The sequence below is a fragment of the Janthinobacterium sp. FW305-128 genome (genome assembly GCF_020858135.1).
Classification (GTDB): domain Bacteria; phylum Pseudomonadota; class Gammaproteobacteria; order Burkholderiales; family Burkholderiaceae_D; genus Janthinobacterium.
The window spans coordinates 192709-215816 of the sequence record NZ_JACYMK010000003.1; the positions used below are offsets into that span (position 1 = coordinate 192709).

Consider the following 23108-nt stretch of genomic DNA (forward strand, 5'->3'; position numbering starts at 1 on the left):
GATTCAGTAGAATGACGTCCACCACCTCGCGTTGTCCATCGTGCAGCCCGGGGCGTGCCCACTTTACTTTGACCCATGCAAGAGGATTCCCCATGAACAAACGTCAAGCTCTCATCGCCGCCGCCCTCGCGGGCCTCTGTGCCGGTACTTCCGTCAATGCGGCCGCCCACGATGGTCCCGCCCCAGGCGACAAGGAAAAATGCTATGGCGTGGCCAAGGCCGGGCAGAACGATTGCGCTTCGTCCGACGGCGCGCATTCCTGCGCGGGCCAGGCGGAGGCGGACAACCTGCCCACGGAATGGGTGTATGTTGCCAAGGGGACGTGCGAACAGGCGGGCGGTTCCGTCAAGCCCATCAAGGCCGGCAAGGCGGCAAAACCGGCCACGCAACCGTAAGCGTCCGCCGCCTGCCCATGCCGCCGCCCATTCAGGCGCTTGCCGGCGTCGGCCTGCGCGCCGCGCACTACCGCGACTTTCTGGCGCGCCGGCCCCAGGTCGGCTGGCTGGAAGTGCACACTGAAAATTATCTGCAGCCGTCGGGCTGGGATAACCATGTGCTGCAGACTCTGCGTCAGGATTACCCCATCAGCCTGCATGGGGTGGGCCTTTGCCTGGGTTCCGCGCAGGGCTTTTCCGAGACCCATTTGCAGCGCGTGCGCACCGTGGTCGAGCGCATCGAGCCAGCCCTCGTGTCGGAGCACTTGTGCTGGGGCGCCGTGGCACAGCAGCAACTCAACGATCTGTTGCCGCTGGCCTTGAATGGCGCGGCCCTCGATTTACTATGTGCAAGAGTGGGGAGGGTGCAGGATGTGCTGAAAAGGCCGATCTTGCTGGAGAATGTCTCCACTTGCCTGCGTTTTGCCGACGATGCCATGAGCGAGGCGCAATTCCTGGCGGAACTGGCGCGCCGCAGCGGTTGCGGGCTGCTGCTCGATATCAATAACCTGTATGTGAACCAGTGCAACCACGGCGAGGACGCCATGCTTGCGATGCAAGCCATCGCGCCGGGCAGCGTGGGGGAACTGCACCTGGGCGGCCATCTGCTGACGCCGCACGCCGTGATCGACCACCATGGCGCCGCCGTGGCCGATCCCGTCTGGGAGCTATATGCGGCCGCCTTGCAGCGCTTTGGCGCCATTCCCACCCTCGTCGAATGGGACACGGATTTGCCGCCGCTCGATATCCTGCTGGGCGAAGCGGACAAGGCGCAAGCCATGCTGGCGCGCCATGCGCCGCAAACGCCATCATGGCAGGCAGCGTCGCCGCCATCCCCGCCGCTACCCGCGTCGCTTGACGCGCTGGCCGCTGGCCAGCAGGCATTTGCCATAGCCTTGCTCGATACCGGGGCAACATTGCCATCGTTCGCGGGCGAGGCGGTGCCGCAGCGTTTCGCGCTGTACCGCGGCAACTTGAGCGCCACCTGGCGCCGTACCCTGGGCCACGCCTATCCCGTCGTGCTGGCGCTGGTGGGCGAGGATTTCTTTGGCGGCCTGGCGCGCGCGTATGGCCGGCAGATGCCATCCCATAGCGCAGATTTGAACCAGTTTGGCGCCCGTTTCGCCGATTTTCTGACGGCTTTCCCGCCTGTGGCCGCATTGCCCTACCTGCCGGACATGGCGCGCCTGGAATGGGCCTTGCACCTGGCCCATTACGCGGCCGATGCGCAAGCGCTGGCGCCCGAGTCGCTGGCTGCCCTGCATCCCGATCAGCTGGAAGCGCGGCGTTTTACCTTGCATCCCGCTTGCACCTTGCTCGCGTCCGACTGGCAGGTGGCGGCCTTGTGGCAGGCGCATCAGGAGGAGGACGGTTCGGGGATGTTTCCGCAAGATCTGCAGGTGGCGAGCTGGGCGCTGGTCTGCCGGCCGCGCTGGAAGGTGCAGGTGCTGGTGCTCGATGCGGCTGCGCATGCCGCCTTGCAAGCCTTGCAGCAGGGGCAAACGTTCGGCGCCGCGCTCGATGCGGCGTTCGAGCTGGACCCGGCCTTCGACCTGACCGCGCACCTGCGCCAGTGGCTGGCGCATGCGGTCCTGGCAGCGTGACGGTTTATTCGAAGGCGCGCAGCAGGCGCGCTTCGCCCGTCTGATCGCGATACAGGGCATTCGCGGCCAGGGTGGCATCCATCATGCGCGTGACTTGCTCTTCTTCAAAGCGGGCCAGTTCGGCCGTGGCCGCGACGAGGGCCAGTTGCAGCCTGGCGCGCGCGCTCTGGTACAGGCTGCTGGTGTATTTGTCTGTGTTACGCAGTAATTCTTCCGCGTTTTCTATTACCTGGCGCAAGTCGCCGATCAGGCGTTCCTGGCTGCGCGTACCTTGTTCGGGATGGTCCATGGCGCTTCCCTTCTGCAATCGATATTTATCTGACAATAACGACGTGTCGCAGCTTGACTTGGGCAGCCGGGCTGGCAGGAGTGCTGGCTGTACGCATGGGGCCGCTTTCGCGCCCCATGCCGGGGTCAGACAGGAGCGACGACCGTGATACGGATATCGCCCACGCTGACGACCTGGCCGGCGCGGATCTTGGCGGTCTTGCGCAATTCCTTCTTGCCATCGACCTTTACCACGCCGCTATCGACCATGACCTTGCCTGCGCCACCGCTGTCGCACAAGCCGACCAGCTTGAGCAGCTGGTTCAGCTCGACGAACTCGGATGTTAAATCAAAGCTTACTTTTTGCATTGTATCCCTTATTGCAATGATGTGTTTTCAACACTTGATGACGACCTCAACTAATCCATAGTTTACCTGAAGCCGCCAGCAATGCAGGGTGTAAGTCAGCTTTTGTTGGGCCGCGTCATCTCCAGCGGCACGATCCATGCGCCGAATTGCTCTTCCGTCACAAAGCCCAGGGCCAGCGCCGCTTCCTTCAAGGTCGTGCCTTCGTGCTGGGCCTGCTTGGCGATTTGCGCCGCCTTGTCATAGCCGATGTGCGGCGCCAGCGCCGTGACCAGCATCAAGGAGCGTTCCATCAGTTCGGCGATGCGTGCGCGGTTCGGCGCGATGCCGTGGGCGCAATGCTCGTCGAAGCTGCGCATGCCGTCGCCGAGCAGGCGCGCGCTTTGCAGGAAGTTGTGTGCAATCAAGGGCTTGAAGACGTTCAACTCGAAATTGCCCGAGGCGCCGCCCACCGTGATGGCCACATCGTTGCCGAAGACCTGGCAGCACAGCATGGTCAGCGCTTCGCACTGGGTGGGATTGACCTTGCCCGGCATGATGGAGCTGCCCGGCTCGTTTTCGGGGATCGTGATTTCGCCGAGGCCGGAGCGGGGGCCGGACGCCATCCAGCGCACGTCGTTGGCGATTTTCATCAAGGCCGTGGCCAGGGTTTTGAAAGCGCCATGGGCGGCGACCAAGGCATCGTGGGCGGCCAGGGCGGCAAACTTGTTGCTGGCCGTTTCGAACGGCTGGCCCGTCAGGCGTGCCAGTTCGGCGGCGATGCGGCCGGCAAATTCCACATGGGCATTCAATCCCGTGCCCACGGCCGTGCCGCCGGCGGCCAGCTGCAGCAGCGGCGGCAACGCTGCCGTAATGATGTGCTCGGCAAAGTCCAGCTGCGCCACGTAGCCGGAAAATTCCTGGCCCAGGGTCAGCGGCGTCGCGTCCTGCAAATGCGTGCGGCCGATCTTGACGATGTCGGCAAACTCCGTGGCTTTCGCGTCCAGGGTGGCGCGCAGCTGGCGCAGCGGCGGCAAGACCGTGTTGGCGACGGCCAGCGCGGCGGCCACGTGGATGGCGGTGGGGAAAATGTCGTTCGAGGACTGGCCCAGGTTGACGTCGTCGTTCGGGTGCAGCAGGCGCTCGGCGCCCCGCAAGCCGCCGATCAGCTCGGAACCGCGGTTGGCCAGCACTTCGTTCATGTTCATATTGCTTTGCGTGCCGGACCCCGTCTGCCAGACGGCCAGCGGGAATTCTGCGTCATGCTTGCCAGCCAGCACTTCGTCGGCCGCCTGCGTGATGGCGATGGCTTTCTTGCCATCCAATAATCCCAGGTCCAGGTTGACGTGGGCGGCCGCGCGCTTGACGGTGGCCAGGGCGGCGATCAGTTCGGGCGGCATCTTTTCCGTGGAGATATGGAAATGCTCGAGCGAGCGCTGCGTTTGCGCTCCCCAAAGCCGGTCGGCGGGTACGTCGATCGGGCCGAAACTGTCGCGTTCGATTCTGCTACTCATGACATCCCTTTCATCGATGGAGGTGGATCGAGTGTACTCCAGACGTCAAAAAGGCACAGGATGATGCTGTATTGCATCATTTTTACCCTGACCCATCTATATTTTTGTGATTTCCTGCCGTTAAAGGCAGGCGAGCCCCCATTATTTATCCTGTTATCAAAGCGATCAGTCCATGCAGAGCAGCATCCTTCCCCGTTGGTCTTTGATCGCGTGCGCCGCCGCCAGCCTGGCCTTGCCGCCCGTCATGGCGGCCGAACTGGGCGACATGGCCGTCCTGTCGCACGTGGGCCAGCCTTTGCTGGCCGAGCTCGAACTGACGGCCCTGGCGCCCGAGGAGGCCAATGGCGTGACCGTGCGCCTGGCTTCGCCCGATGTGTACCGCGGTGGCGGCATCGGCATGGATCCTGCCCTGCAAACCTTGACGATCAGTCCGTTTGAGCGCGGTGGACGCCATTATGTGCGCGTGGCCACGCGGCAAGCGATCCAGGCGGGGCATGTGCACCTGTATTTATTGCTGGGCAATGGCAGTGGCGCCGTCGTGCGCCTGGGCACCTTGTGGCTGACGCCGGCGCCGCCCGCCGCCGTACCCGCCAGTGCGCCAGTCCGGCCAGCTATTCCGTTGCCCGCGCCGGTCTCCACGCCTGTGCCGTTGCCACGCGCCGTATCCGTCGCGCCGTCGCCCGACGCCGCCGCGCTGGCGGCCCGCGCGCGGGCCGAGGGCCTCGTGCGTCCGGCGCGCGTGTTCGTGCCGCCGCCCGCCGCACCCAAACTGGCCGCCCCCGCGCTGCCGCGCCGTGCCACGGCGCCCGTGGCCGCCTGCGCGCCGCAGGCGGAGACGGGGCAGGCGGCAGCGTGCGTGGGGCTGGACGAGAAAAACACGGCCCTGACTGAAAAGCTGGGCGAACTGGAAGGCAAGATCGGCGTCTTGCAAAAGACGCTGGCCTTTCCTGCAGCCGCCGTGCCGCCCGCCGCCGCGCCGGCCGTGGCGGAAGCGCCCCATGCGAAACCGACGCCCCTGCACGCGGCGCCGGCAGCCGACAAGGAAAAAAAATCGGGCGGCATGCTGTGGCTCGGTATCGGCACCCTGGTCTTCCTGCTGCTGACGGCGCTCATCGTGTACATCGTGCGCAAGCGCAGGCAAGCGGCGGGGCCGGGCGCACCGTCGAAATACTGGGTCTTGCTGCGCAAGCCGTTCGGCCGCAGGAAGAAGGATGTGCCCGTCTTGACGGAAGCGGTGGAAGAAGGGGCGGCGGCCGAACCGGAACCGGAGCCGGAGCCGTTCTCGCGTTAATGCTGCCGCAAGGCGCTACCGCAAGGCCGCCCACAATTTGATATAAAAAAAGATATTGAAAAAATACATGGAAACGCTTGCCAAGCACGTTGCCTGTTTCTTAAAGATGGTGCTATGATGAATTCAGTGGACTTGCTCTACGACAAAACAGCCCCAGCCTGGCGCAGTCACCAACGATAGTGTGGCGCGGCAAACCAGGTGTAGCGTTGCATAAACGCCTGGGTCTGGAAGCGGTTCGCGATGCCGACGATGTGCTCGCGAACGCCGGATGCAACCGGCAGCGAGGCGACGCCAGGAGATACCTGGGGCTCGCCTTCCAAATTCCCCCGCCTTGCCTTTTTGAGCGCCGCAGATGGCGCTCTCTCCCATGGCGGCAGACGTAAAAAAAGCACCCGCGGGTGCTTTTGTCGTTTCTGGCGCGGCAAGCTTCTTACATGCGGGCGCGCGAACCTGGCATGGCGTTCGACAGCTGGGTCATCCACGGTTCCGTGATGGCGCGGATTTCGCGGTCATTGGCCAGGATTTGCTTGAGCAAGTCGATCTTGCGCAGGCGCGAGGCGCCGGCCAGGGCAGGCGCCTTGCCCGTCATGGTCGCGCTGGCGGCGCTGGCGCACTGGTTTTCCAGGGTATCCAAGCCATCCCAGTCGCTCGAACGTGCGGCCACGACCATTTGATTGGTCATTCCTGCAATATTTTCATACATCGAGAGAACGTCGTTGGAGGTCATGAGCACACCCGTAACTAGTGAATGGATTACCGCTTGTCTAGATTAACGGCGGGTCCAACGGGAACTTGAGGGTGTTTTTGAAAAAAAAGTGAAAATAATTTGGATGTTTTTTGCGGGCAGCCGGCATGCCCGCAAACCCGCATGCCTGCTCGGTTGGCGATGCGGGCAACGGCCAGCTTACTTGACGAGTTCTTCCAGGCCCGCGCTCAGTTCGGCAAGCGGCGGCATCCTGTCGACCAGCACGGAGGGCGGCAAACCGAGCGCTTCGGCTACCGCGTTGGGATAGCAGGCGATGATTTCTTCATTGCTCAGCTGGTTTTCATCGATGCGCGCGCGCCAGGCGGCCAGGTGGATGATGGCGGCCAGGCGGTTCAATGGTGGCTTGGCCAGCGGAGCGGGGAAGGCGGCGATAGCCTCGGCAAAGGCGGGCGGAAACTTCCAGCGGCGCGCCAGTTCGGCGCCCACCTGCGCATAATCGTAGCCCAGCGACACCCGCTCCGCGTCGAGCCGGCGCGCGTCGAGCGGCGGGGCGATCTTGTCGAGCTGCATGGCTTGCTCGGGCATGGCGGCATGGATCACCAGTTGTCCGATCGCATGCATCATGCCGATGGTGAAAGCCAGATCCTGGTTGTCGCCCGTCTGCTTCGCGATCCAGCGGGCAGATACGGCGCTGTGCAGGCTGTAGCGCCAGAACTGCGGCAAATTCAGGCCCGGCACGGCTTTGAAACCGCTGACGAGGCCCGAGCTGATGACGAGGGTGCGCACGGTCACAAAACCGAGCATCAGCACGGCATCTTCCACCGTGCCGATGCTGCGCGACACATGGTAATAGGCCGAGTTGGCCAGCCGCAGCAGCTTGGCGCTCAAGGCCGGGTCCGCTCCCAGCTTGCGCGCGATGTCTTCGGTGGCGATGGCGGGGTTGTCGAAACTGCGCACCAGTTCATCGACGATCTTCGGGGCGGCAGGCAGGGCGTGGGGATGCTGGAACAGCGCTTCCAGTTGCATGGCAATCTCCTTGGCGTTCGTGCGGTACGGGATGCGGTCGTGCCACTATATGCCGATTTTTTGTCCGCATGCAAAAAAGTTAGGGGATGCTTTTTCGCCCCAAAAAGGCAGGATTTTCAGGTTATGATTTTGGCTATTACATCGAAAGGATCGCCATGCACGGTTTGCGTTTTTCCTGGTCCCGGACGCCAGTCCAGGCCGCCATCATCCTCGCCCTGGCCGGCGTTTCGCTGACCGGTTTGCCCGCCCGGGCGCATGGCCAGCAAGGGGCCGCCAGGGCCGCCGCCCCCGCTGCCGCGAAGGCCTTGCCCGGTGACGATTTCTACGATTACGTGAATGGGGACTGGCTGCGCAGCACGGAAATTCCCGCCGACCGCAGCAGCTGGGGCTCGTTCGCCATCCTCGCCAACGCCACCAACGAGCGCATCATCGGCCTCGTCGAAGGTCTGGCGGCGGCGCCGCAGGCCGATGCATCGGCGCGCCAGGTCAGCGATTTTTACCGTTCCTGGATGGATGAAGCGGCTATCGAAGCGAAAGGCTGGGCGCCGATCAAGCCGCTGCTCAAGAAGATCGACGGCATACGCGACCAGGCAGGGCTGGCCCGCGCGCTGGGCGAGAGCCTGCGCGCCGACGTCGACCCGCTCAACGCCACCAATTTTTATACGGAAAACCTGTTCGGCCTGTGGGTCGCGCAAGACTTGAACGACACCACGCGCAATGTGGCCTACCTGCTGCAGGGCGGACTGGGCTTGCCCGACCGCGCGTTCTACCAGAGCGACAGCGCGCGCATGCAGGGCTTGCGCGCGGGCTACCAGGCGCATATTGCAGCCATGCTCAAGCAGGCCGGCTACCGCGATGCGCCGGCCCGCGCCGCGCGCGTGTTTGCGCTGGAACAGCAAATTGCCGCCAGTCACGCCAGCCGCGAGGATTCGGCCGATGTGGCCAAGGGCAACAATGCGTGGCGCGCCGCCGACTTCGCCAGCAAGGCGCCGGGACTCGACTGGAAAGCCTTCTTCCAGGCGGCAGGGCTGGGCCAGCAGACGGATTTCATCGTCTGGCATCCGACGGCCATGACGGGCAGCGCCGCGCTGGTGGCGAGCGTGCCGCTGGTCACGTGGAAGGATTTCCTCGCCTTCCACGCGATCAATCACTTCAGCACGGTCTTGCCGAAGGCGGCGGCCGAACAGCGCTTCGCCTTCTATGGCAGCGCCCTGAGCGGCACGCCGCAGCAGTCGCTGCGCAGCAAGCGGGCGCTGGCCGCGACGAATGCGGCCCTGAGCGACGCCGTCGGCAAGCTGTACGTGGAACGCTATTTCCCGCCTGAATCGAAAGCCCGTGTGCAAGATATGGTGACGAATATCGTCGCCGCCTTCTCGCGCCGCATCGACAAGCTGGACTGGATGGCGCCGGCCACCAAGGCGCAGGCGCAGGAAAAACTCAAGACTCTGTACGTGGGCGTGGGCTACCCCGAACAGTGGGAAAGCTATGCGGGCTTGCGCGTGGTGCGCGGCGATGCGCTGGGCAATGTGCAGCGGGCGGAGCAGTTCCATTACCGGCAGGAGCTGGCCAAGCTGGGCCAGTCGCCCGACCGCAAGGCCTGGGCCATGCCGGCGCAGCTGGTCAATGCCGTCAACTTGCCGCTGCAAAATGCGCTCAATTTCCCCGCCGCCATCCTGCAGCCGCCGTTCTTCGACCCGCAAGCATCCGATGCGGCCAACTATGGCGGCATCGGCGCGACCATCGGCCACGAAATCAGCCACAGCTTCGACGATCAGGGCGCGCAGTTCGACGCCCAGGGCAAGCTGCGCGACTGGTGGACGCCAGCGGACCTGGCGCATTTCCAGGCGGCATCCAAGCAATTGGTGGAACAATTCGCCGCCTACAAACCGTTCCCCGACCTGGCCGTGAATGGCCAGCTGACCCTGAGCGAAAACCTGGCCGACCTGGCCGGCGTGGCAGCGGCCTATGACGCGTTCACCCTGTCGCAGCAGGGCAAGCCGGCGCAGCCGGGGGCGGACCGCGAATTCTTCATCGGCTACGGCGTCAGCTGGCGCAGCAAGGCGCGCGAAGCGGCGGCGCGCCAGCAAATCCTCACGGATGGCCATGCGCCGGCGCAATACCGCGCCGCCACCGTGCGCAATCTCGACGCCTGGTATCCGGCCTTCGACGTCAAGCCGGGGCAGCAGCTGTACCTGGCGCCGGAACAGCGCGTGCGCGTCTGGTAGTCATTGACGGTGCCGGACGCGCAGCGCGCCGGCACCGTAAAATGGCGTGATTACTGATTGGAGCGCCATGAAGCCGACCCCACCGCAAGATCCCATCCACGCCATCACGGGCCGCACCCTGGCCCATTACGACGCCAGCGCCGAGCAGTTTTTCGAAGGCACGCGCGATCACGACGTCAGCCAGAACATCGCCGCACTGCTGAACGCCATCGGCAAGCCCGCGCCGCTGGCCATCCTCGACCTCGGTTGCGGCCCCGGCCGCGACCTGAAGGCGTTCACGGCCCTGGGGCACCACGCGACGGGCGTCGACGGCTGCCCCCGTTTCGTCGGGATGGCGCGCGCCTACAGCGGCTGTACCGTGTGGCAGCAGGATTTCGTCGACCTCGACCTGCCCGCCGCACACTTCGACGGCGTGTTCGCGAATGCCGTACTGTTCCACGTGCCCAGCGCCGCCTTGCCCGGCGTGCTGCGCGCTTTGTACGCGTGCCTGAAACCGGGCGGCGTGCTGTTCAGCTCGAACCCGCGCGGGCAGAACGAGGAAGGCTGGAATGGCGCGCGCTACGGCAGCTACCACGACGAAGCGACATGGGCCGCCTACGTGCAGGCGGCCGGTTTTACCCTCGTCGAGCAATACTACCGTCCGCCCGGCTTGCCGCGCGAACAGCAGCCGTGGCTGGCCACCGTGTGGCGTAAGCCAGCCTGATGGACGCATTTTGTATGAATTTGGGCATGTGTTAGGAACCGTACATAGTTTTTGCGGCCTCGGGCGTACTATGGATACATCGACACGCAGCAAGCAGTTTGCAACGGCGTGTGAGCCGCAGTACCGGCCCTTTGGGCTGGACAACAGATGTACCAACTACAGTGAGGATTTATCATGAACAAAGATCAAGTCGAAGGTAAACTGAAGGAAGTCGGCGGTAAAATCCAGGAAGCCGCTGGCAAAGTCGTCGGCAGCGAAGAACAGCAAGCCAAGGGCCTGGCAAACCAGGTCGAAGGCAAAGTGCAGAAGAAAGTTGGCGACGTCAAGGATGCAGTCGAAACTGTGACCCGCAAGCCATAATTTCTGCTCCAGCATAAAAAACCCGCCGCCTGTCGCAAGACAGGCGGCGGTTTTTTATTTGATGCAGCGCAAGCTTACTGTGCTGGCTGCATCAGGTTCTGCTTGAAGAACAGCTCGATTTTCTTGTACACGTGGCGCTGGCCCGCGCGCGACGAGATGCCGTGCTTGGCACCCGGATACGTCATCAGGTCGAATTGCACGCCGCGGTTGACCAGCGCGTCGATCAGGCGCGTGCTGTTGCTGAACAAGACGTTATCGTCGGCCATGCCATGCACCAGCAGCAGCGGCGACTTCAGGCCGTCGAGGTGGGCGAACACGGTGCTGGCCTTGTAGCCGTCCACGTTTTCCTTCGGCATGCCGAGGAATTGTTCCGTGTAGTGGGTGTCGTACAGCGACCAGTCGGTCACGGGCGCCACCGACACGCCCATGGCGATCTTGTCCGACGCGGCCGACAGCAGGCGCAGGGTCATGAAGCCGCCGTAGCTCCAGCCGAACACGCCGATGCGTTTAGGATCGACGAAGCTTTGCTTGCCCAGCCAGTCGATACCCACCAGCTGGTCCGCTACTTCGGCCGCGCCCAGGTTGTGATAGATGGCGTCCGTGAACGCGCGCTCGCGGCGCGACGAGCCCCGGTTATCGAGGCGGAAGACGACAAAGCCCTGCTGCGCCATGTACTGGTCGAAGTTGTTGCCCCAGCGGCGCGTCACGTGCTGCGAGTGCGGGCCGCCGTACGTCGACAGGTAGACGGGATAGCGTTTGCCCGCATCGAAGTTCGATGGCTTGACGATCGAATAGTGCAGGGTCTGGCCATCGTTGGCCTTCAGGGTGCCGTATTCCGTCGGCAGGTGGTCGGCCTTGTACTTGAAGTAGGGGTGGCTGGCGTTGAGCGCGTTTTCTTCCAGCCAGCCCACCATGGCGCCGTCCGGGCGGCGGATGCTGACCTGCGGCGGCGTGGCCGGGTCGGAATACGTGTCGACGAAGACTTCGCCATTGCGCGAGAACGTCGTGTCGTGCCAGCCGTCCGCTTTCGTCACGCGCTGCGGCTTGTCGGCCGTGCTGCCGTCGAGGGCCAGGGCGTAGGTCTGCTTGTCGATGACGGCGTCGCGGTTCGACGACACGAACACTTTACCGGTCTTCTGGTTCACGGCCAGCACGCTGTCGATGCCCCACTCGCCGGAAGTGACCGGGTGCAGCAGCTTGCCGCTCATGTCGTACAGGTACAGATGGTTGCGGCCCGTCCGCTCGGACGACCACAGGAAGGTGCCGTTCGACAGGAAGCGCAGGTCGTCATGGATGCTGACCCAGGTTGTCGATGTTTCCGTCAGCAGGGTGCGCTGCGCCAGGGTAGCCGCGTCGACGGCGACCAGGTCCAGCGTCTTCTGGTCGCGCGACTGGCGCTGGTAGACGAGCGATTTGCCTTCCGCGCTCCAGTCGGCGCGCACCAGGTAGATGTCCGGGTTCGTGCCCAGGTCCACCTGGCGCTGCACGCCCGTTTCCGGCGAGACGATCAGCAGTTGCACCAGCACGTTCGGGTCGCCGGCGGCCGGGTAGCGCTGTTCCACGACGTCCGTGCGGTCGGCGAAGATTTCGAAGCGGCGCACGACGGGCACGGGCGCTTCGTCATAGCGTTTATAGGCGATGGCGGAATCGTCGGGTGCCCAGTAGTAGCCGGTGCGCTGGCCCATTTCTTCCTGCGCCACGAATTCGGCTTCGCCGTTGCGGATCGTGCCCTTGCCGTCGGTCGTCAGCTGGCGTTCCTTGTCCGTCTTGAGGTCGATCACATGGATGTTCTGGTCGCGCACGAACGATACGTAGCGGCCTTTCGGCGAGATTTTCGGATCGAGCACATTGCCCTTGGCGACCAGGCGCGCCTTGTCCGGGTGGGCCGCGTCGACCAGGTACAGATTGCCGGCCAGCGGCACCAGCAGCTGTTTGCCATCGGGCGACCAGCTGTAGCTGAGAATGCCGTTCAGGCTGGCCGTGCGCTCGCGTTCGCGGCGCGCCTGCTCTTCGGGCGAAATCGTTTCATTCGGCACCAGCGCCTTCGAGTCGACCAGGCGGTGCGTGCTCTTGTCCTTGAGCTTGAATTCCCACAGGTCGAGCTGGAACTGGTTGTCGGCGCGGCCGCGCAGGAACGTGACGCGCTCGCCGTCGGGCGAGACCTTCAGGTTGCGCACGCCGGGGCCGGCCAGCGCCGGATCGGCGTGGATGCGTTCCAGGGTCAGCTTTTCAGCCGATGCGGGAACGCTGGCCATCGCGGCCAGGAAACAAAGAATAAAACGCATGGATGTCTCGGTAGTTGGAAGAAGAAGGGCACTGCATGTACAGGCGAGCTTGAGCGTTGCCTAAGCGTAAGACGATACCAGAGCGTGCCTGTTTATGCGATAGCGCCAGCCACGGAATAAACCGTTCATGGCCGTATTTACTTCGTCAAAAATGTCCAGCAGCCGCCCATTCCATGGCGCTTTGCCCCGTTCAGGCCAATATCGTGCCTTCGATTACCGTCAGGCATGCGCCGCCTATCCAGGCGTGGCCATCGCGGAAAGTCACGGACACGCGGCCGTCGCGCTGCAGGCACGTGCCCTGGCGGACCGTGTAGTCGGCGCCCGCCAGCAGGTGCGCGATGCAGGCGTTGGCGCTGCCCGTGACGGGGTCTTCGACCAGCGCGCCATGCTCGCTGAGCAGCGCGCGCACTTCGTAGTCGGCCGGCCCGCCGGCGTCGTGCGGGCCATACAGCGCCAGGCCGTCGGCGCCGGCGGCGGCCAGCAATGGCGTCAGCGCGGCGATGTCGGCGCGCACGGCCAGGCAGGCCGCGGCGCTGGCCAGCGGCACGCACAGCCAGCGGATGCCCATGTCGGCGACGGTGCCGCCGGCGGCCGGTTCTCCGCCCAGCGCCGTTTGCAGCAGCGGCAGCAGCGCGGGATCGAGCGCGCGCGTGGCGCAGGGCGGCGCCTGGAACGCCAGCACGCCGCCTGCGCCCCGTTCTATCTGCACCAGGCCGACGCCGCATTCCTGCACGATGCGCGCGCCTTTCGGCTGCATGCCCGCATCAAGCAGGGCGTGCGCCGTGCCCAGCGTCGGGTGGCCGGCGAACGGGAATTCCATCTCGGGCGAAAAAATCCGCACGCGGTAATCGGCGGCCGGGTCGCGCGGCGCCAGCACGAAGGTGGTTTCCGACAGGCCCGTCCAGCGCGCGATGGCCTGCATCTGCGCGGCGTCGAGGCCATTCGCGTCCAGTACCACGGCCAGCGGATTGCCGGAGAAGGGCGTGGTGCTGAAGACGTCGACTTGCCTGAAGGGGCGTGGTTGCGGCATGGTGTGCTCCTTGTGCATGGGGTGCTCCTTGTCTCAGGCTGCGCGCAGGCGCTGCAGCGACAGGCGGTTCAGATACCAGGTCAGCAGCACGGCGGCCACCGTCAAGCCCGTGACCAGACCGATCCAGAAGCCGGCGGCGGCCATCGGTTCGGCCGGCGACCAGATGAAGCCTTGCGGCGCCAGGCCCAGCACATAGCCGATCGGCAGCGAGAAGCCCCAGAAGGCCAGCAGCTGGATCAGCATCGGCTGGCGCGTTACCTTGTAGCCGCGGATGGCGCAGGAAGTGGCCACCTGCGTCGCGTCGGACAGCTGGAACAGGGCGGCGAACAGCAGCAGCTGCGCGCACAGTTCCTGCACTTGCGGGTCGGACGTGTAGGCTTGCGCGATCTGGTGGCGGAAGACGGTGATCAGGGTGGCCGAGACGATGGCCGCCGTCAGCGACATGGCCACGCCCACCCACGAAATGAAGCGGGCCTTGCGCAGATTGGCTTCGCCCACGGCATGGCCCACGCGCGTGACCAGCGCGATGCCGAAGGTGAGCGGCACCATGAAGACGACGGACGAGAAATTGAGGGCGATCTGGTGCGCCGACACCTGGATCACGCCGAAGCGCGCCACCAGCAGGCTGATGACGCCAAAGGCGCTCACTTCGGCAAAATACGTGACGCCGATGGGCAGGCCCAGGCGCAGCATGGGACCGATCGACGACAGTTGCGGCCATTCCCAGTGCGTGAACGGATACGTGGCGTGGTAGGCGGGCGCGATCCGGATCCACGCCAGCATGGCCAGCAGCATCATCCACACGCAGCAGGTGGTGGCCACGGCGCAGCCCACGCCGCCCAGTTTCGGCATGCCCCAGTGGCCGTAGATCAGCAGGTAGTTGACGAAAATATTCAGCGCCAGCGCGGCCAGCGCGATGACCATCACGGGCTTGGTCTGGTTGATGCTGGTGCTGTAGCCGTACAGCGCGCGGTAGGCGGCGAACGGCGGCAGCGCGCAGCTGATGATGTGCACGAACAGCTTGGCCTTGGACGCCACGTTTGGCTCCAGCATCAGGTGGTCGAACACCAGCGCCGCCATGTTCGTCAGCAGGCAAGCGACCAGACCGACCAGCAGCGCCTTCCACAGCGACTGGCGCACGATGTGCGGCACCCGGTCGTGGCGCGCGGCGCCGATTTCATGCGCCACCAGGGTATTGATCGCCATCATGATGCCGCTCACGGTGACGAGCACGATGGACCAGATGGCCGCGCCCAGCGACACGGCCGCCAGTTCCTCGGGATTCGTATGCCCCGTCATCGCCACGTCGGCCGCGCCCATGCCGACGGTGGCCAGCTGGCCGATCAGGATGGGCCAGGCCAGCTTCCACAGCGACGAGACTTCATTGCGGATGGCGGGCAGGGTGAACGAGGTAGTGTGTGGCATGGGCGGCAAGCTTGACTAAACACAAGATTCTACCGGCATTCGCCGTGCTTGTCCGCCGGGGCGCCCCGGCGGCCGGACCGGCACGGTAATCATTTGTTACAGCTAAGTGGGCCAGTCGCGGATAGACTGCGCGCTCTATTTGGCAAAATGACCAAATAGTCAACCGCAGTACCCTGACTATGGAGCAAGACCATGCTGAGACATACCCTGAACTGCGCCCTGTTGCTGGGCGCCGCCATGACGGCCGAACTGGCCGGCGCCGGCGAACTGACCCTGTATTCGCGCGACGATTATCACGGCCGCTCGCAGACCGTGCGCGACGCCGTCGCCGACCTTGAAGATCTGCGTTTCAACGACACGACACAAAGCATCCGCGTGCGCTCGGGCCGCTGGGAAGCGTGCGAGGACGCCGATTTCCGCGGCGCCTGCTTCCTGCTCGAGACGGGCGAGTATCCGTCACTGGATGGCCAGGCCAACAAGATCACGTCGCTGCGCGAAGTGCGCGGCGGCTGGGACGGCCATCGGGGCCGCGACCGTGACGGTGAGCGCGACCGGGGACGCGACTGGGACGGCCGCCGTGACCGTGACCGCGAGCGCGGCCATTTGCCCGGGCGCTCGCTGGGCGGCGAGCTGACCTTTTATACGCGCGACGATTTTGCCGGCCGCAGCTTGAGCGTGAGCAACGCTTCCGCCGATTTGCGCGAGCGCGATTTCAATGACACGGTGCAAAGCGTGCGCGTGCGCTCCGGCTATTGGGAAGTGTGCGAAGACGTGGGCTTCCGCGGCCGCTGCCGCACCTTGGCGCCGGGCGAGTACGCGAGCCTTGAACGCATGAGCAACCGCATCTCGTCGGTGCGCGAAGTGCGCTGACGCGGGGCAGGCAGTACGCGAAGTGGCAATAACAGGCCCGCAGGGGCCTGTTATTGCTTTTGGTAACAATTTATTGTGCTTTTCCCATACTTTGTTACACCGTTTTTTCTGTGGATGGCTACACTGACATCAGTTGTCATGTCGATCACTTACTTTTGCCGCCACCGGAGACCGCCCCATGAATCGCCCGTTCGCCTTTGCTCTGCTGTGTGCCAGTTCGCTGTTTGTCCACCTCGCGGCGCAGGCCGGCGAGATCCGCCTGTACACCGATGACAATTTCAAGGGGCGCGTAGTCGTCTTGCGCGATACGACGGACGACTTGTCGCGCGTTAATTTCAATGACACTGTCTCGAGCATCCAGGTCGATTCGGGCAGCTGGGAAGTGTGCACGCATGCCGATTTCAAGGGCGATTGCAAGACGCTGGAACGGGGCGACTACCACTCGATGCCGGGCATGAACGATAAAATCTCGTCTGTGCGGGAAACCGGCGCCGGGCAGGGCAGCGGCAGCGGCGGTGGACGCCGCGCGGCGCTGGAGTTGTTCGCCGACGGCGGCCAGCGCGGCGCGTCGGCCGGCGTGAACTCGGACCGCGACGACCTGGTCGACATCAGCTTCAACGACCGCGCCAGCAGCGCGCGTGTCGAATATGGCTACTGGCAGTTGTGCAGCGATTCCAACTACCGTGGCAGCTGCCGCGTGTTCGGGCCTGGCAGCCACGATGACCTGGGCAGCCTGAATGGACGCGTGTCGTCGGCGCGCCTGGTCGATCCGCGCGAAGAGAATCGTCCGCAAAATGACGAGGGCCTGGTGGTGCTATATGGCCGCGCTTTCCTGAAGGGACCAGGGCTGCAGGTGAACCGCGACGTCAGCGACCTGGTGCGCCTGAACTTCAACGACCAGGCCGCATCCCTCGCCATCAACGAGGGTACCTGGGAAGTCTGCACGGACTCGCAGTTCAACGGTAGCTGCGAGCGCATGGGGCCGGGCAAGTATGAAGTGCTGAACACGACGCTCGACAAGCGTATTTCCTCGCTGCGCCGGCTGTACTGAACGCATGACCGGGCCTTCCGCATGGCCTTGTATTTGTTACACTAGCATCCTGGCGCAACCGCCAGGCAAATCATCACCAAAGAATGAAGAATGGAGTTAATCATGACGGGCCCTTTCAAACACACGCTGGCATGCGCGGCGACCTTGCTGCTCTCGCTGGGGGCCCATGCGGCCGCCCATGCAGGCGATATCACCTTGTTCGAAGACGTTGATCTGCGTGGCCGCGCAGTGAACCTGCGCGAGACGACGGACGATTTGTCGCGCTTTGGGTTCAACGACAAGGTGTCGAGCATCCTGGTGCGTTCGGGCACGTGGGATGTGTGTACCGATGCCGGTTTTCGCGGCAATTGCCGTACCCTGGGACCGGGCGAATACCGTTCGATGCCGGGCATGAACGACGCCATCAGTTCGGTACGCGAGTCGGGGCGCGGCGATGGCAACAATTCGGGACGCCCGGGACGCGATCCCGACCGGGGCCATGGCGGCTATGGTCGTGGCGGCACCCTGGAAGTGTATTCGGGCGCGGGCCAGAATGGCGGCTCGGCGCGCCTGAACCGCGACACGGACGATTTCGTCAATATCGGTTTCAACGACCGCACCACCAGCATCGTCGTCTATAACGGTTACTGGCAGCTGTGCAGCGATTCGAACTACAACGGTGTGTGCCGCATCTTCGGCCCTGGCCGCCACGACGACCTGGGACGCGGCCTCGATGGGCGCGTCTCGTCGGCGCGCATGGTTGACGAGCGCGAGGCGCGCCGCCAGCAGCAGTACGATAATCAGTACCAGCGGCCGCAGTACGACCAGCCCCAGTATCCGCAATACCAGCAGCCGCAATACCAGCAGCGCGGCGCCGTCCTGCTGTTCCCCGAAGCGGGCATGCGCGGCGAACCGCTGGCGCTGGACCGCAATGCGGAAGACCTGGTGCGCTACAACTTCAACGACCGCGCCTCGTCCATCGTCGTCAACGAGGGCCAGTGGGAAGTGTGCAGCGATTCGAACTTCCATGGCCGCTGCGAAGTGATCGGGCCGGGCGAATATGGCCGCCTGAACAGCATGGAAAACCAGATTTCCTCGCTGCGCCGCGTACGCTGATCCCGTCCTGACGTCGTGCTGACAGACCGCCTGCCGGGTTGATCCCGCCAGGCGGTTTTTACATTCGCTGCAGTGCGCTGACATTTGCTTGCCCTTTGTTACACTCGCCGCCTGCCGCCTGGTCTACACTGGCGAAAATGTCATCAGTATTGGAGTTGTCATGGTTCGATCTTTCCGGCCCGCGCTGTTGTGCGCCGCCACCTTCCTCGCCCCCCTTGCCGCATCCGCGGGCGAAATCACCCTGTTCGAAGATGCCGGTTTCCGCGGCCGCCCCGTGACCCTGCGTTCCGACACGGGCGACCTGTCGCGCATGGGCTTTAACGACAAGACCTCGAGCATCATCGTGCGCTCGGGCACCTGGGAAGTGTGCAAGGACGCCAATTACCGTGGCAATTGCCGTACCTTCGGACCTGGCCGCTACGGCAGCATGCCGGGCATGAACGACGCCGTTTCCTCCGTGCGCGAAGTGGGCCGTCCTGGCCATGGCGGCGGCGACCACCGGCCTTACCCGCCGCGTCCGGAGCGTCCTCACCCCGGCTATCCCGGCCACGGCGGCGGCCACCGTCCCGACATGAATGGCGCCGTGCTGCTGTTCCCCGACGCGGGCATGCGCGGGCGGCCCGTGCGCCTGGACCGCGAAGTGCGCGATTTGAGCCGCTATGGCTTCAATGACCGCGCCGAATCGGTCGTCGTCAATTACGGCCGCTGGGAATTCTGCGTCGATGCCAACTTCCGCGGCCGCTGCGTGGTGATGGGACCGGGCAGCTATGGCCGCCTGCACGGTGGCCTCGACCGCCGCATTTCCTCGGTGCGCCGCGTGCGCTGATCCCGCTGCCGGGCGGCGTTGTATCGTGCACACGCTGCCCAGCGACTAATTCGTGTACTCTTCCATCAGGCAGTTCAACCATGGGGAGCAGGCACGGTGGAATACAAGGACTACTACAAGGAACTGGGCGTCGAAAAGACGGCGTCCGAGGCCGAGATCAAGAAGGCGTACCGCAAGCTGGTACGCAAATACCATCCCGACGTGAGCAAGGAACCGGACGCCGACAAGCGCACCAAGGCCCTCAACGAGGCCTACGGCGTGCTGGGCGACGCGGAAAAGCGCGCCGCCTACGATGAACTGGGCCGTAACCAGGGTGCGCAGGGCCAGCCCTTCCGGCCGCCGCCGGACTGGGGTTCGGGCTACGAATCATCGGGCACCGACGACAGCGACTTCTTTGCCGACCTGTTCGCCCACGTGGGCGGGCGCCGCCGCGCCGGCGGCAGTTTCCAGATGCAGGGCGAAGACAGCCACGCCGCCATCACCATCGACTTGCAGGACAGCTACCAGGGCGCCAAGCGCCACATCGTCATGCGCGTGCCCGAAGCGGATGCGCAGGGCCACGTGGTGACGCGCGAGCGCACCCTGGAAGTGACGATACCGAAAGGCGTCACGGAAGGACAGCAGCTGCGCATGAAGGGGCAGGGCAATCCCGGCAGCGGCGGCGCGCCCGCCGGCGACTTGTACCTGGAAATCCGCTTCCGGCCCGACGCGCGCTACAAGGTGGAAGGGCGCGACGTGTTCGAGACGGTGCCCGTTACGCCGTGGGAAGCGGCGCTGGGCGGCGAGATCGACGTGCCCACGCCATCGGGCACCGTGACCGTCACCGTGCCGCCCAATTCGCAGACGGGGCGCAAGCTGCGTCTGAAGGGGCGCGGCATTCCCGCCGCCCAGCCGGGCGACCTGTATCTGCTGCTGGAAGTGGTGCTGCCGCCGGCGAACGATGACAAGGCGCGCGAACTGTATGCAACCATGGCGCGCGAGATGGCTTTCAATCCGCGCCAGAAGCTGGGAGGATAAATCATGACAAACAAGGTAATTGGCGAATTGCTCGAAGATCGTGCCCTGAGCCTGGAAGAACTGGCGCGCGCCTGCGCGGTGGAACCGGATTGGGTGGTACAGCATGTGCAGACCGGCGTGCTGCTGCAGGACGGCCCGCCGGCTGGCCAGCTGACGGCCTGGCGCTTCACCAGCCTGGACCTGGTGCGCGCGCGCCGCCTGCACGAAATCGAATCCGTGTTCGACGCGAACGCGGACCTGGCCGCGCTGGTGGTCGATTTATCGGAAGAAGTGGCGCGCCTGCGCCGCCGCCTGCACGTGCTGGGCGTCGAGTAGCTTTTATTTACTCAGGCTCGCCGTGCCGCTGCACGGTGATCCTGCCGATATAAAACTGCCCATCGACGACGACCCGGTGCGGGATGCCGGCCACGTCGAAGCCGGGACCGCCGTCTTCCATCCACTCCTGGGCCAGCGAGTCGAACTGCTGCGGCGTCATGCGCAGCATCTGCGCCGTGATGACGAAGCGCGCGCCTGGTTTTTGCTTGTTGACGAAGTCGTCGATGCCGGCCATGTGAATCTCTTCAAGGTTGTGTCTGAAATCGGGGTCAGACCCCCGGACACGTTGGCACTGAGCTTTGCGTTGGCGGTGTTGAGGGTCTGACCCCAGCAGTTGTTTAGGGCTTGCCCCCGCATGATACCCGTCCGCGCGTTCTTCTAGAAGCCCTGCACCAGCAGCGGTAGCTGCTCCGCAAACCGCTCCGTCAGCCACTTGCCCGCCTGGCCCGGCGGCGTGTCGGCGCGCTGGATCAGGTAAATCGGATAATTCTCGCCATTGTCGACGGCCAGCGGCAGGTGCACCAGCCGTCCTTCCGTCAAATCCTCGCGCACCATCGCTTCGGGCATGTTGCCCCAGCCCAGGCCGGCGCGCAGCAGCGCGTGTTTTGACCCCAGGTCGCCCAGGCGCCAGTTGCGCAATCCCAGCACGCCGAAATCCTGGCCCTCCGTCAGCACGCTGCGGTCGCTGAGCACCAGCTGCACGTGTTCGCGCGCCACGCCGGAAGGAATCGGGCCGGCCAGCTGCGCCAGCGCGTGGCTGGGCGCAGCCACGGGAATCAGACGCACGTGGCCGACGGCCAGGCGCTCGAAGACGCTGGCCGTGGCCGTCATCCAGCCGCCCAGGCCGATGTGGCAGCTGCCATCCATCACCAGCTGCGCCACGGCGCCCATGGCTTCGATGCGCAGGCGCAGGGCGACGGTAGGGAACTGTGCCTGGAACGCCTCGAGCACGCGCACCAGCACGCAGGTGGGGAACATCACGTCGACCACCACCGATACTTCCGCCTCCAGCCCGCCGGCCAGCGCCTTGGCGCGCGCGCGCATGCCGTCGACCTTCAGGGCCACGGCGCGCGCGTCGGCCAGCAGGGCGCGGCCCGCGTCCGTCAGCGTGGGCTTGCGCTTGCCGCGGTCGAGCAGCACCACATTCAGTTGTTCTTCCAGGTTGGCGATGGTGTAGCTGATCACCGACTGTGTGCGGTGCAGCTGGCGCGCCGCGTGGGCGAAGCCGCCGGCATCGATGACGGCGACGAACACGCGCAACTGGTCGAGCGAAGGCTGGCCTGGTTCTCTCATGATGATTTCCTATCTAAAAATTCGATGCTAACCATTTATATTTACATGGTTTTCTCGATGGTAGACCCGAACTATGCTGTATGCAAGGGCTGCGATGCGGCCCATCCCGTCACCCGTTTTCCCAGGAGCACTTCATGAGCAAGGTCTTGTACATCAATAGCAGCGTGCGCAACAGCGGTTCCCTGTCGCGTCAATTGTCCGGCGAATTCGTCGCGAAACTGGCCGCGCAAGGCGCCAGTGTCGTCGAGCGCGACCTGTCCGCGCAACCGGTGCCGCACCTGACGGAAGAGGTGATGGGCGCCTTCTTCACGCCGGCCGACCAGCGCAGCGCCCAGGCGGCAGCGGCCGTGCAGTTGTCCGATACCCTGGTCGATGAATTGCTGGCCGCCGACGTGCTGGTGCTGGCCGCGCCCATGTACAATTTTTCCGTGCCATCGACCCTGAAGGCGTGGATCGACCACGTGGCGCGCGCAGGCCGCACTTTCCAGTACACGGCAACGGGCCCCGTCGGCCTGGCCACGGGCAAGAAAGCATATATTTTTACGGCCAGCGGCGGTGTCTACAGCGAAGGCCCGGGCGCCGCGTATGACTACCTGAGCACCTATCTGCGCACGGCGCTGGGCTTCATCGGCATCACCGACATCGAGTTCGTGCAAGCGGAAGGCGTGGCCATGGGCGAGGATGCCGTCGCCAGCGCGATCGCCAAGGGCCGCGCCTCGATCGAGGCCCTGGCGGCCTGAGTCTGGCTCTTCTCTAGTTCCAACGGGGGATTGCCAATCTGCCATGGTTGACATAAGCTTGCCGGCGGCACGCCCCGTGCCAGGCCGGCGAGCCGTTCGCCATGAAAGTCCCTCATGCACAAGTTGGCAAGCGCAATACTGTTCGGCTGTTCCCTGTTTTCGGCAGGCATGGCGCTGGCGCAGACCGCGCCCGCTGCACCGCCTGCGCCGCCCCACGTGGGCCGCCACGCCTCCACGCACGAGGATCTCCGCGCCATCGAGCAAGTCGTCGCCGACTTCCAGGCGGCCCTGATCGCCAAGGATGTCAAGCTGCTGTCGTCGCTGATGCTGCACACGAATATCCTGTTCGCCTCGCCGGCCGACGATGCTTTCATCAAGAACATGCGCGACACGACGGACGTCCACTTCGACGGCGTCGGGGCGGGTGGCTACGCCGCTTTCGCCAACTTCATCAAGCGCGAACCGCAGCGCACGGAAGAAAAATTCTACAACGTCAAGATCACCCAGGACCGCCATGTGGCGTGGGTCAACTTCGACTACGAATTCCTCGTCGGCGGCAAATTGTCTAACTATGGCGCGGAAGCGTGGCAGATGGTCAAGCGCGACGGCGACTGGAAAATCCTCAGCGTCGTCTGGTCCATGCATCCCGCCGCCGAGGCAGGAAAATAGCCGCCCGCCATGCCGCC

General features: G+C 64.6%; 24 protein-coding genes. 14 read left to right on the top strand and 10 right to left on the bottom strand.

Translation table 11 applies throughout. The features are described 5' to 3' along the window. The first annotated feature begins 92 nt into the window (after nucleotides 1-92). Nucleotides 93-395, top strand: coding sequence for a DUF2282 domain-containing protein (locus tag IGS60_RS08405; RefSeq protein WP_230503708.1), 303 nt, complete (start codon nucleotides 93-95; stop codon nucleotides 393-395). A 17-nt stretch (nucleotides 396-412) separates the two neighbouring features. After that, on the top strand, nucleotides 413-2038 hold the full coding sequence (locus IGS60_RS08410) for a DUF692 family multinuclear iron-containing protein (protein ID WP_230503710.1): 1626 nt from the start codon (nucleotides 413-415) through the stop codon (nucleotides 2036-2038). Nucleotides 2039-2042: 4 nt separating this feature from the next. On the opposite strand, the gene IGS60_RS08415 is transcribed toward IGS60_RS08410, so the two are convergent. The 3 genes from IGS60_RS08415 to fumC all read right to left on the bottom strand — a co-directional run bounded on the left by IGS60_RS08415 (nucleotide 2043) and on the right by fumC (nucleotide 4164). Beyond that, nucleotides 2043-2327 (bottom strand): hypothetical protein, encoded by a 285-nt coding sequence (locus IGS60_RS08415; protein ID WP_070221826.1) that lies wholly within the window; start codon nucleotides 2325-2327, stop codon nucleotides 2043-2045. A gap of 125 nt (nucleotides 2328-2452) precedes the next feature. Further along, on the bottom strand, nucleotides 2453-2674 hold the full coding sequence (locus tag IGS60_RS08420) for an RNA-binding S4 domain-containing protein (protein WP_035825476.1): 222 nt from the start codon (nucleotides 2672-2674) through the stop codon (nucleotides 2453-2455). A 95-nt stretch (nucleotides 2675-2769) separates the two neighbouring features. Continuing rightward, a complete protein-coding gene (gene fumC / locus IGS60_RS08425) occupies nucleotides 2770-4164 on the bottom strand; it encodes a class II fumarate hydratase (protein ID WP_070221825.1) in 1395 nt (464 codons plus the stop codon). Nucleotides 4165-4336: 172 nt separating this feature from the next. On the opposite strand from fumC, the gene IGS60_RS08430 reads away from it, so the two are divergent. After that, nucleotides 4337-5455: a FimV family protein gene (locus tag IGS60_RS08430; RefSeq protein ID WP_230503712.1), complete on the top strand. Its 1119-nt coding sequence runs from the start codon at nucleotides 4337-4339 to the stop codon at nucleotides 5453-5455. 430 nt (nucleotides 5456-5885) lie between these two features. Here IGS60_RS08430 and IGS60_RS08435 read toward each other — a convergent pair whose 3' ends face one another. Both IGS60_RS08435 and IGS60_RS08440 read right to left on the bottom strand, forming a co-directional pair. Then, nucleotides 5886-6137: a flagellar protein FliT gene (locus tag IGS60_RS08435; protein ID WP_306532587.1), complete on the bottom strand. Its 252-nt coding sequence runs from the start codon at nucleotides 6135-6137 to the stop codon at nucleotides 5886-5888. Between the two features lie 222 nt (nucleotides 6138-6359). Then, nucleotides 6360-7187 (bottom strand): HDOD domain-containing protein, encoded by an 828-nt coding sequence (locus IGS60_RS08440; protein WP_070221822.1) that lies wholly within the window; start codon nucleotides 7185-7187, stop codon nucleotides 6360-6362. 155 nt (nucleotides 7188-7342) lie between these two features. Between IGS60_RS08440 and IGS60_RS08445 the strand changes: the two genes are divergently transcribed. The 3 genes from IGS60_RS08445 to IGS60_RS08455 all read left to right on the top strand — a co-directional run bounded on the left by IGS60_RS08445 (nucleotide 7343) and on the right by IGS60_RS08455 (nucleotide 10475). Beyond that, nucleotides 7343-9412 carry a M13 family metallopeptidase gene (locus tag IGS60_RS08445; RefSeq protein ID WP_230503714.1) on the top strand — a complete coding sequence of 690 codons (2070 nt, stop codon included), beginning with the start codon at nucleotides 7343-7345 and terminating at the stop codon, nucleotides 9410-9412. Between the two features lie 67 nt (nucleotides 9413-9479). Next, nucleotides 9480-10115: a bifunctional 2-polyprenyl-6-hydroxyphenol methylase/3-demethylubiquinol 3-O-methyltransferase UbiG gene (locus IGS60_RS08450; RefSeq protein ID WP_070313705.1), complete on the top strand. Its 636-nt coding sequence runs from the start codon at nucleotides 9480-9482 to the stop codon at nucleotides 10113-10115. 174 nt (nucleotides 10116-10289) lie between these two features. After that, entirely contained in the window at nucleotides 10290-10475 is a 186-nt protein-coding gene (locus IGS60_RS08455; RefSeq protein WP_034759763.1) for a CsbD family protein, read from the top strand. A 74-nt stretch (nucleotides 10476-10549) separates the two neighbouring features. Here IGS60_RS08455 and IGS60_RS08460 read toward each other — a convergent pair whose 3' ends face one another. From IGS60_RS08460 to IGS60_RS08470, 3 genes are all read right to left on the bottom strand, one after another. Continuing rightward, a complete protein-coding gene (locus tag IGS60_RS08460; RefSeq protein WP_230503715.1) occupies nucleotides 10550-12760 on the bottom strand; it encodes a S9 family peptidase in 2211 nt (736 codons plus the stop codon). Nucleotides 12761-12950: 190 nt separating this feature from the next. Further along, on the bottom strand, nucleotides 12951-13790 hold the full coding sequence (locus IGS60_RS08465; RefSeq protein WP_230503717.1) for a PhzF family phenazine biosynthesis protein: 840 nt from the start codon (nucleotides 13788-13790) through the stop codon (nucleotides 12951-12953). Nucleotides 13791-13823: 33 nt separating this feature from the next. Next, entirely contained in the window at nucleotides 13824-15215 is a 1392-nt protein-coding gene (locus tag IGS60_RS08470) for an MATE family efflux transporter (RefSeq protein WP_230503719.1), read from the bottom strand. A 192-nt stretch (nucleotides 15216-15407) separates the two neighbouring features. On the opposite strand from IGS60_RS08470, the gene IGS60_RS08475 reads away from it, so the two are divergent. The 6 genes from IGS60_RS08475 to IGS60_RS08500 all read left to right on the top strand — a co-directional run bounded on the left by IGS60_RS08475 (nucleotide 15408) and on the right by IGS60_RS08500 (nucleotide 20389). After that, on the top strand, nucleotides 15408-16085 hold the full coding sequence (locus IGS60_RS08475; protein ID WP_083293754.1) for a beta/gamma crystallin family protein: 678 nt from the start codon (nucleotides 15408-15410) through the stop codon (nucleotides 16083-16085). 178 nt (nucleotides 16086-16263) lie between these two features. Continuing rightward, on the top strand, nucleotides 16264-17136 hold the full coding sequence (locus IGS60_RS08480) for a beta/gamma crystallin-related protein (RefSeq protein WP_230503721.1): 873 nt from the start codon (nucleotides 16264-16266) through the stop codon (nucleotides 17134-17136). A gap of 102 nt (nucleotides 17137-17238) precedes the next feature. Beyond that, on the top strand, nucleotides 17239-18231 hold the full coding sequence (locus IGS60_RS08485; RefSeq protein WP_230503723.1) for a beta/gamma crystallin-related protein: 993 nt from the start codon (nucleotides 17239-17241) through the stop codon (nucleotides 18229-18231). Nucleotides 18232-18391: 160 nt separating this feature from the next. After that, nucleotides 18392-19057: a beta/gamma crystallin-related protein gene (locus IGS60_RS08490; RefSeq protein ID WP_070221816.1), complete on the top strand. Its 666-nt coding sequence runs from the start codon at nucleotides 18392-18394 to the stop codon at nucleotides 19055-19057. Between the two features lie 96 nt (nucleotides 19058-19153). After that, nucleotides 19154-20074, top strand: a complete 921-nt coding sequence (locus tag IGS60_RS08495; RefSeq protein ID WP_070292121.1) for a DnaJ C-terminal domain-containing protein — start codon at nucleotides 19154-19156, stop codon at nucleotides 20072-20074. Between the two features lie 3 nt (nucleotides 20075-20077). Beyond that, nucleotides 20078-20389 carry a MerR family transcriptional regulator gene (locus IGS60_RS08500; RefSeq protein ID WP_070292118.1) on the top strand — a complete coding sequence of 104 codons (312 nt, stop codon included), beginning with the start codon at nucleotides 20078-20080 and terminating at the stop codon, nucleotides 20387-20389. A 7-nt stretch (nucleotides 20390-20396) separates the two neighbouring features. On the opposite strand, the gene IGS60_RS08505 is transcribed toward IGS60_RS08500, so the two are convergent. Next, a complete protein-coding gene (locus IGS60_RS08505; protein ID WP_070221813.1) occupies nucleotides 20397-20624 on the bottom strand; it encodes a hypothetical protein in 228 nt (75 codons plus the stop codon). Between the two features lie 143 nt (nucleotides 20625-20767). Then, a complete protein-coding gene (locus IGS60_RS08510; protein ID WP_230503724.1) occupies nucleotides 20768-21682 on the bottom strand; it encodes a LysR family transcriptional regulator in 915 nt (304 codons plus the stop codon). Between the two features lie 134 nt (nucleotides 21683-21816). Between IGS60_RS08510 and IGS60_RS08515 the strand changes: the two genes are divergently transcribed. Beyond that, entirely contained in the window at nucleotides 21817-22422 is a 606-nt protein-coding gene (locus tag IGS60_RS08515; protein WP_230503726.1) for an FMN-dependent NADH-azoreductase, read from the top strand. 114 nt (nucleotides 22423-22536) lie between these two features. After that, a complete protein-coding gene (locus tag IGS60_RS08520; RefSeq protein WP_230503728.1) occupies nucleotides 22537-23091 on the top strand; it encodes a nuclear transport factor 2 family protein in 555 nt (184 codons plus the stop codon). The last annotated feature ends 17 nt before the right edge of the window (nucleotides 23092-23108 follow it).

What these genes read in the sequence shown, in the direction of transcription:
- IGS60_RS08405 (WP_230503708.1), top strand. Translation starts at nt 93, where the DNA reads ATGAACAAACGTCAAGCTCTCATCGCCGCCGCCCTCGCGGGCCTCTGT.
- IGS60_RS08410 (WP_230503710.1), top strand. Translation starts at nt 413, where the DNA reads ATGCCGCCGCCCATTCAGGCGCTTGCCGGCGTCGGCCTGCGCGCCGCG.
- IGS60_RS08415 (WP_070221826.1), bottom strand. Translation starts at nt 2,327, where the DNA reads ATGGACCATCCCGAACAAGGTACGCGCAGCCAGGAACGCCTGATCGGC.
- IGS60_RS08420 (WP_035825476.1), bottom strand. Translation starts at nt 2,674, where the DNA reads ATGCAAAAAGTAAGCTTTGATTTAACATCCGAGTTCGTCGAGCTGAAC.
- fumC (WP_070221825.1), bottom strand. Translation starts at nt 4,164, where the DNA reads ATGAGTAGCAGAATCGAACGCGACAGTTTCGGCCCGATCGACGTACCC.
- IGS60_RS08430 (WP_230503712.1), top strand. Translation starts at nt 4,337, where the DNA reads ATGCAGAGCAGCATCCTTCCCCGTTGGTCTTTGATCGCGTGCGCCGCC.
- IGS60_RS08435 (WP_306532587.1), bottom strand. Translation starts at nt 6,137, where the DNA reads ATGACCAATCAAATGGTCGTGGCCGCACGTTCGAGCGACTGGGATGGC.
- IGS60_RS08440 (WP_070221822.1), bottom strand. Translation starts at nt 7,187, where the DNA reads ATGCAACTGGAAGCGCTGTTCCAGCATCCCCACGCCCTGCCTGCCGCC.
- IGS60_RS08445 (WP_230503714.1), top strand. Translation starts at nt 7,343, where the DNA reads ATGCACGGTTTGCGTTTTTCCTGGTCCCGGACGCCAGTCCAGGCCGCC.
- IGS60_RS08450 (WP_070313705.1), top strand. Translation starts at nt 9,480, where the DNA reads ATGAAGCCGACCCCACCGCAAGATCCCATCCACGCCATCACGGGCCGC.
- IGS60_RS08455 (WP_034759763.1), top strand. Translation starts at nt 10,290, where the DNA reads ATGAACAAAGATCAAGTCGAAGGTAAACTGAAGGAAGTCGGCGGTAAA.
- IGS60_RS08460 (WP_230503715.1), bottom strand. Translation starts at nt 12,760, where the DNA reads ATGCGTTTTATTCTTTGTTTCCTGGCCGCGATGGCCAGCGTTCCCGCA.
- IGS60_RS08465 (WP_230503717.1), bottom strand. Translation starts at nt 13,790, where the DNA reads ATGCCGCAACCACGCCCCTTCAGGCAAGTCGACGTCTTCAGCACCACG.
- IGS60_RS08470 (WP_230503719.1), bottom strand. Translation starts at nt 15,215, where the DNA reads ATGCCACACACTACCTCGTTCACCCTGCCCGCCATCCGCAATGAAGTC.
- IGS60_RS08475 (WP_083293754.1), top strand. Translation starts at nt 15,408, where the DNA reads ATGCTGAGACATACCCTGAACTGCGCCCTGTTGCTGGGCGCCGCCATG.
- IGS60_RS08480 (WP_230503721.1), top strand. Translation starts at nt 16,264, where the DNA reads ATGAATCGCCCGTTCGCCTTTGCTCTGCTGTGTGCCAGTTCGCTGTTT.
- IGS60_RS08485 (WP_230503723.1), top strand. Translation starts at nt 17,239, where the DNA reads ATGACGGGCCCTTTCAAACACACGCTGGCATGCGCGGCGACCTTGCTG.
- IGS60_RS08490 (WP_070221816.1), top strand. Translation starts at nt 18,392, where the DNA reads ATGGTTCGATCTTTCCGGCCCGCGCTGTTGTGCGCCGCCACCTTCCTC.
- IGS60_RS08500 (WP_070292118.1), top strand. Translation starts at nt 20,078, where the DNA reads ATGACAAACAAGGTAATTGGCGAATTGCTCGAAGATCGTGCCCTGAGC.
- IGS60_RS08505 (WP_070221813.1), bottom strand. Translation starts at nt 20,624, where the DNA reads ATGGCCGGCATCGACGACTTCGTCAACAAGCAAAAACCAGGCGCGCGC.
- IGS60_RS08510 (WP_230503724.1), bottom strand. Translation starts at nt 21,682, where the DNA reads ATGAGAGAACCAGGCCAGCCTTCGCTCGACCAGTTGCGCGTGTTCGTC.
- IGS60_RS08515 (WP_230503726.1), top strand. Translation starts at nt 21,817, where the DNA reads ATGAGCAAGGTCTTGTACATCAATAGCAGCGTGCGCAACAGCGGTTCC.
- IGS60_RS08520 (WP_230503728.1), top strand. Translation starts at nt 22,537, where the DNA reads ATGCACAAGTTGGCAAGCGCAATACTGTTCGGCTGTTCCCTGTTTTCG.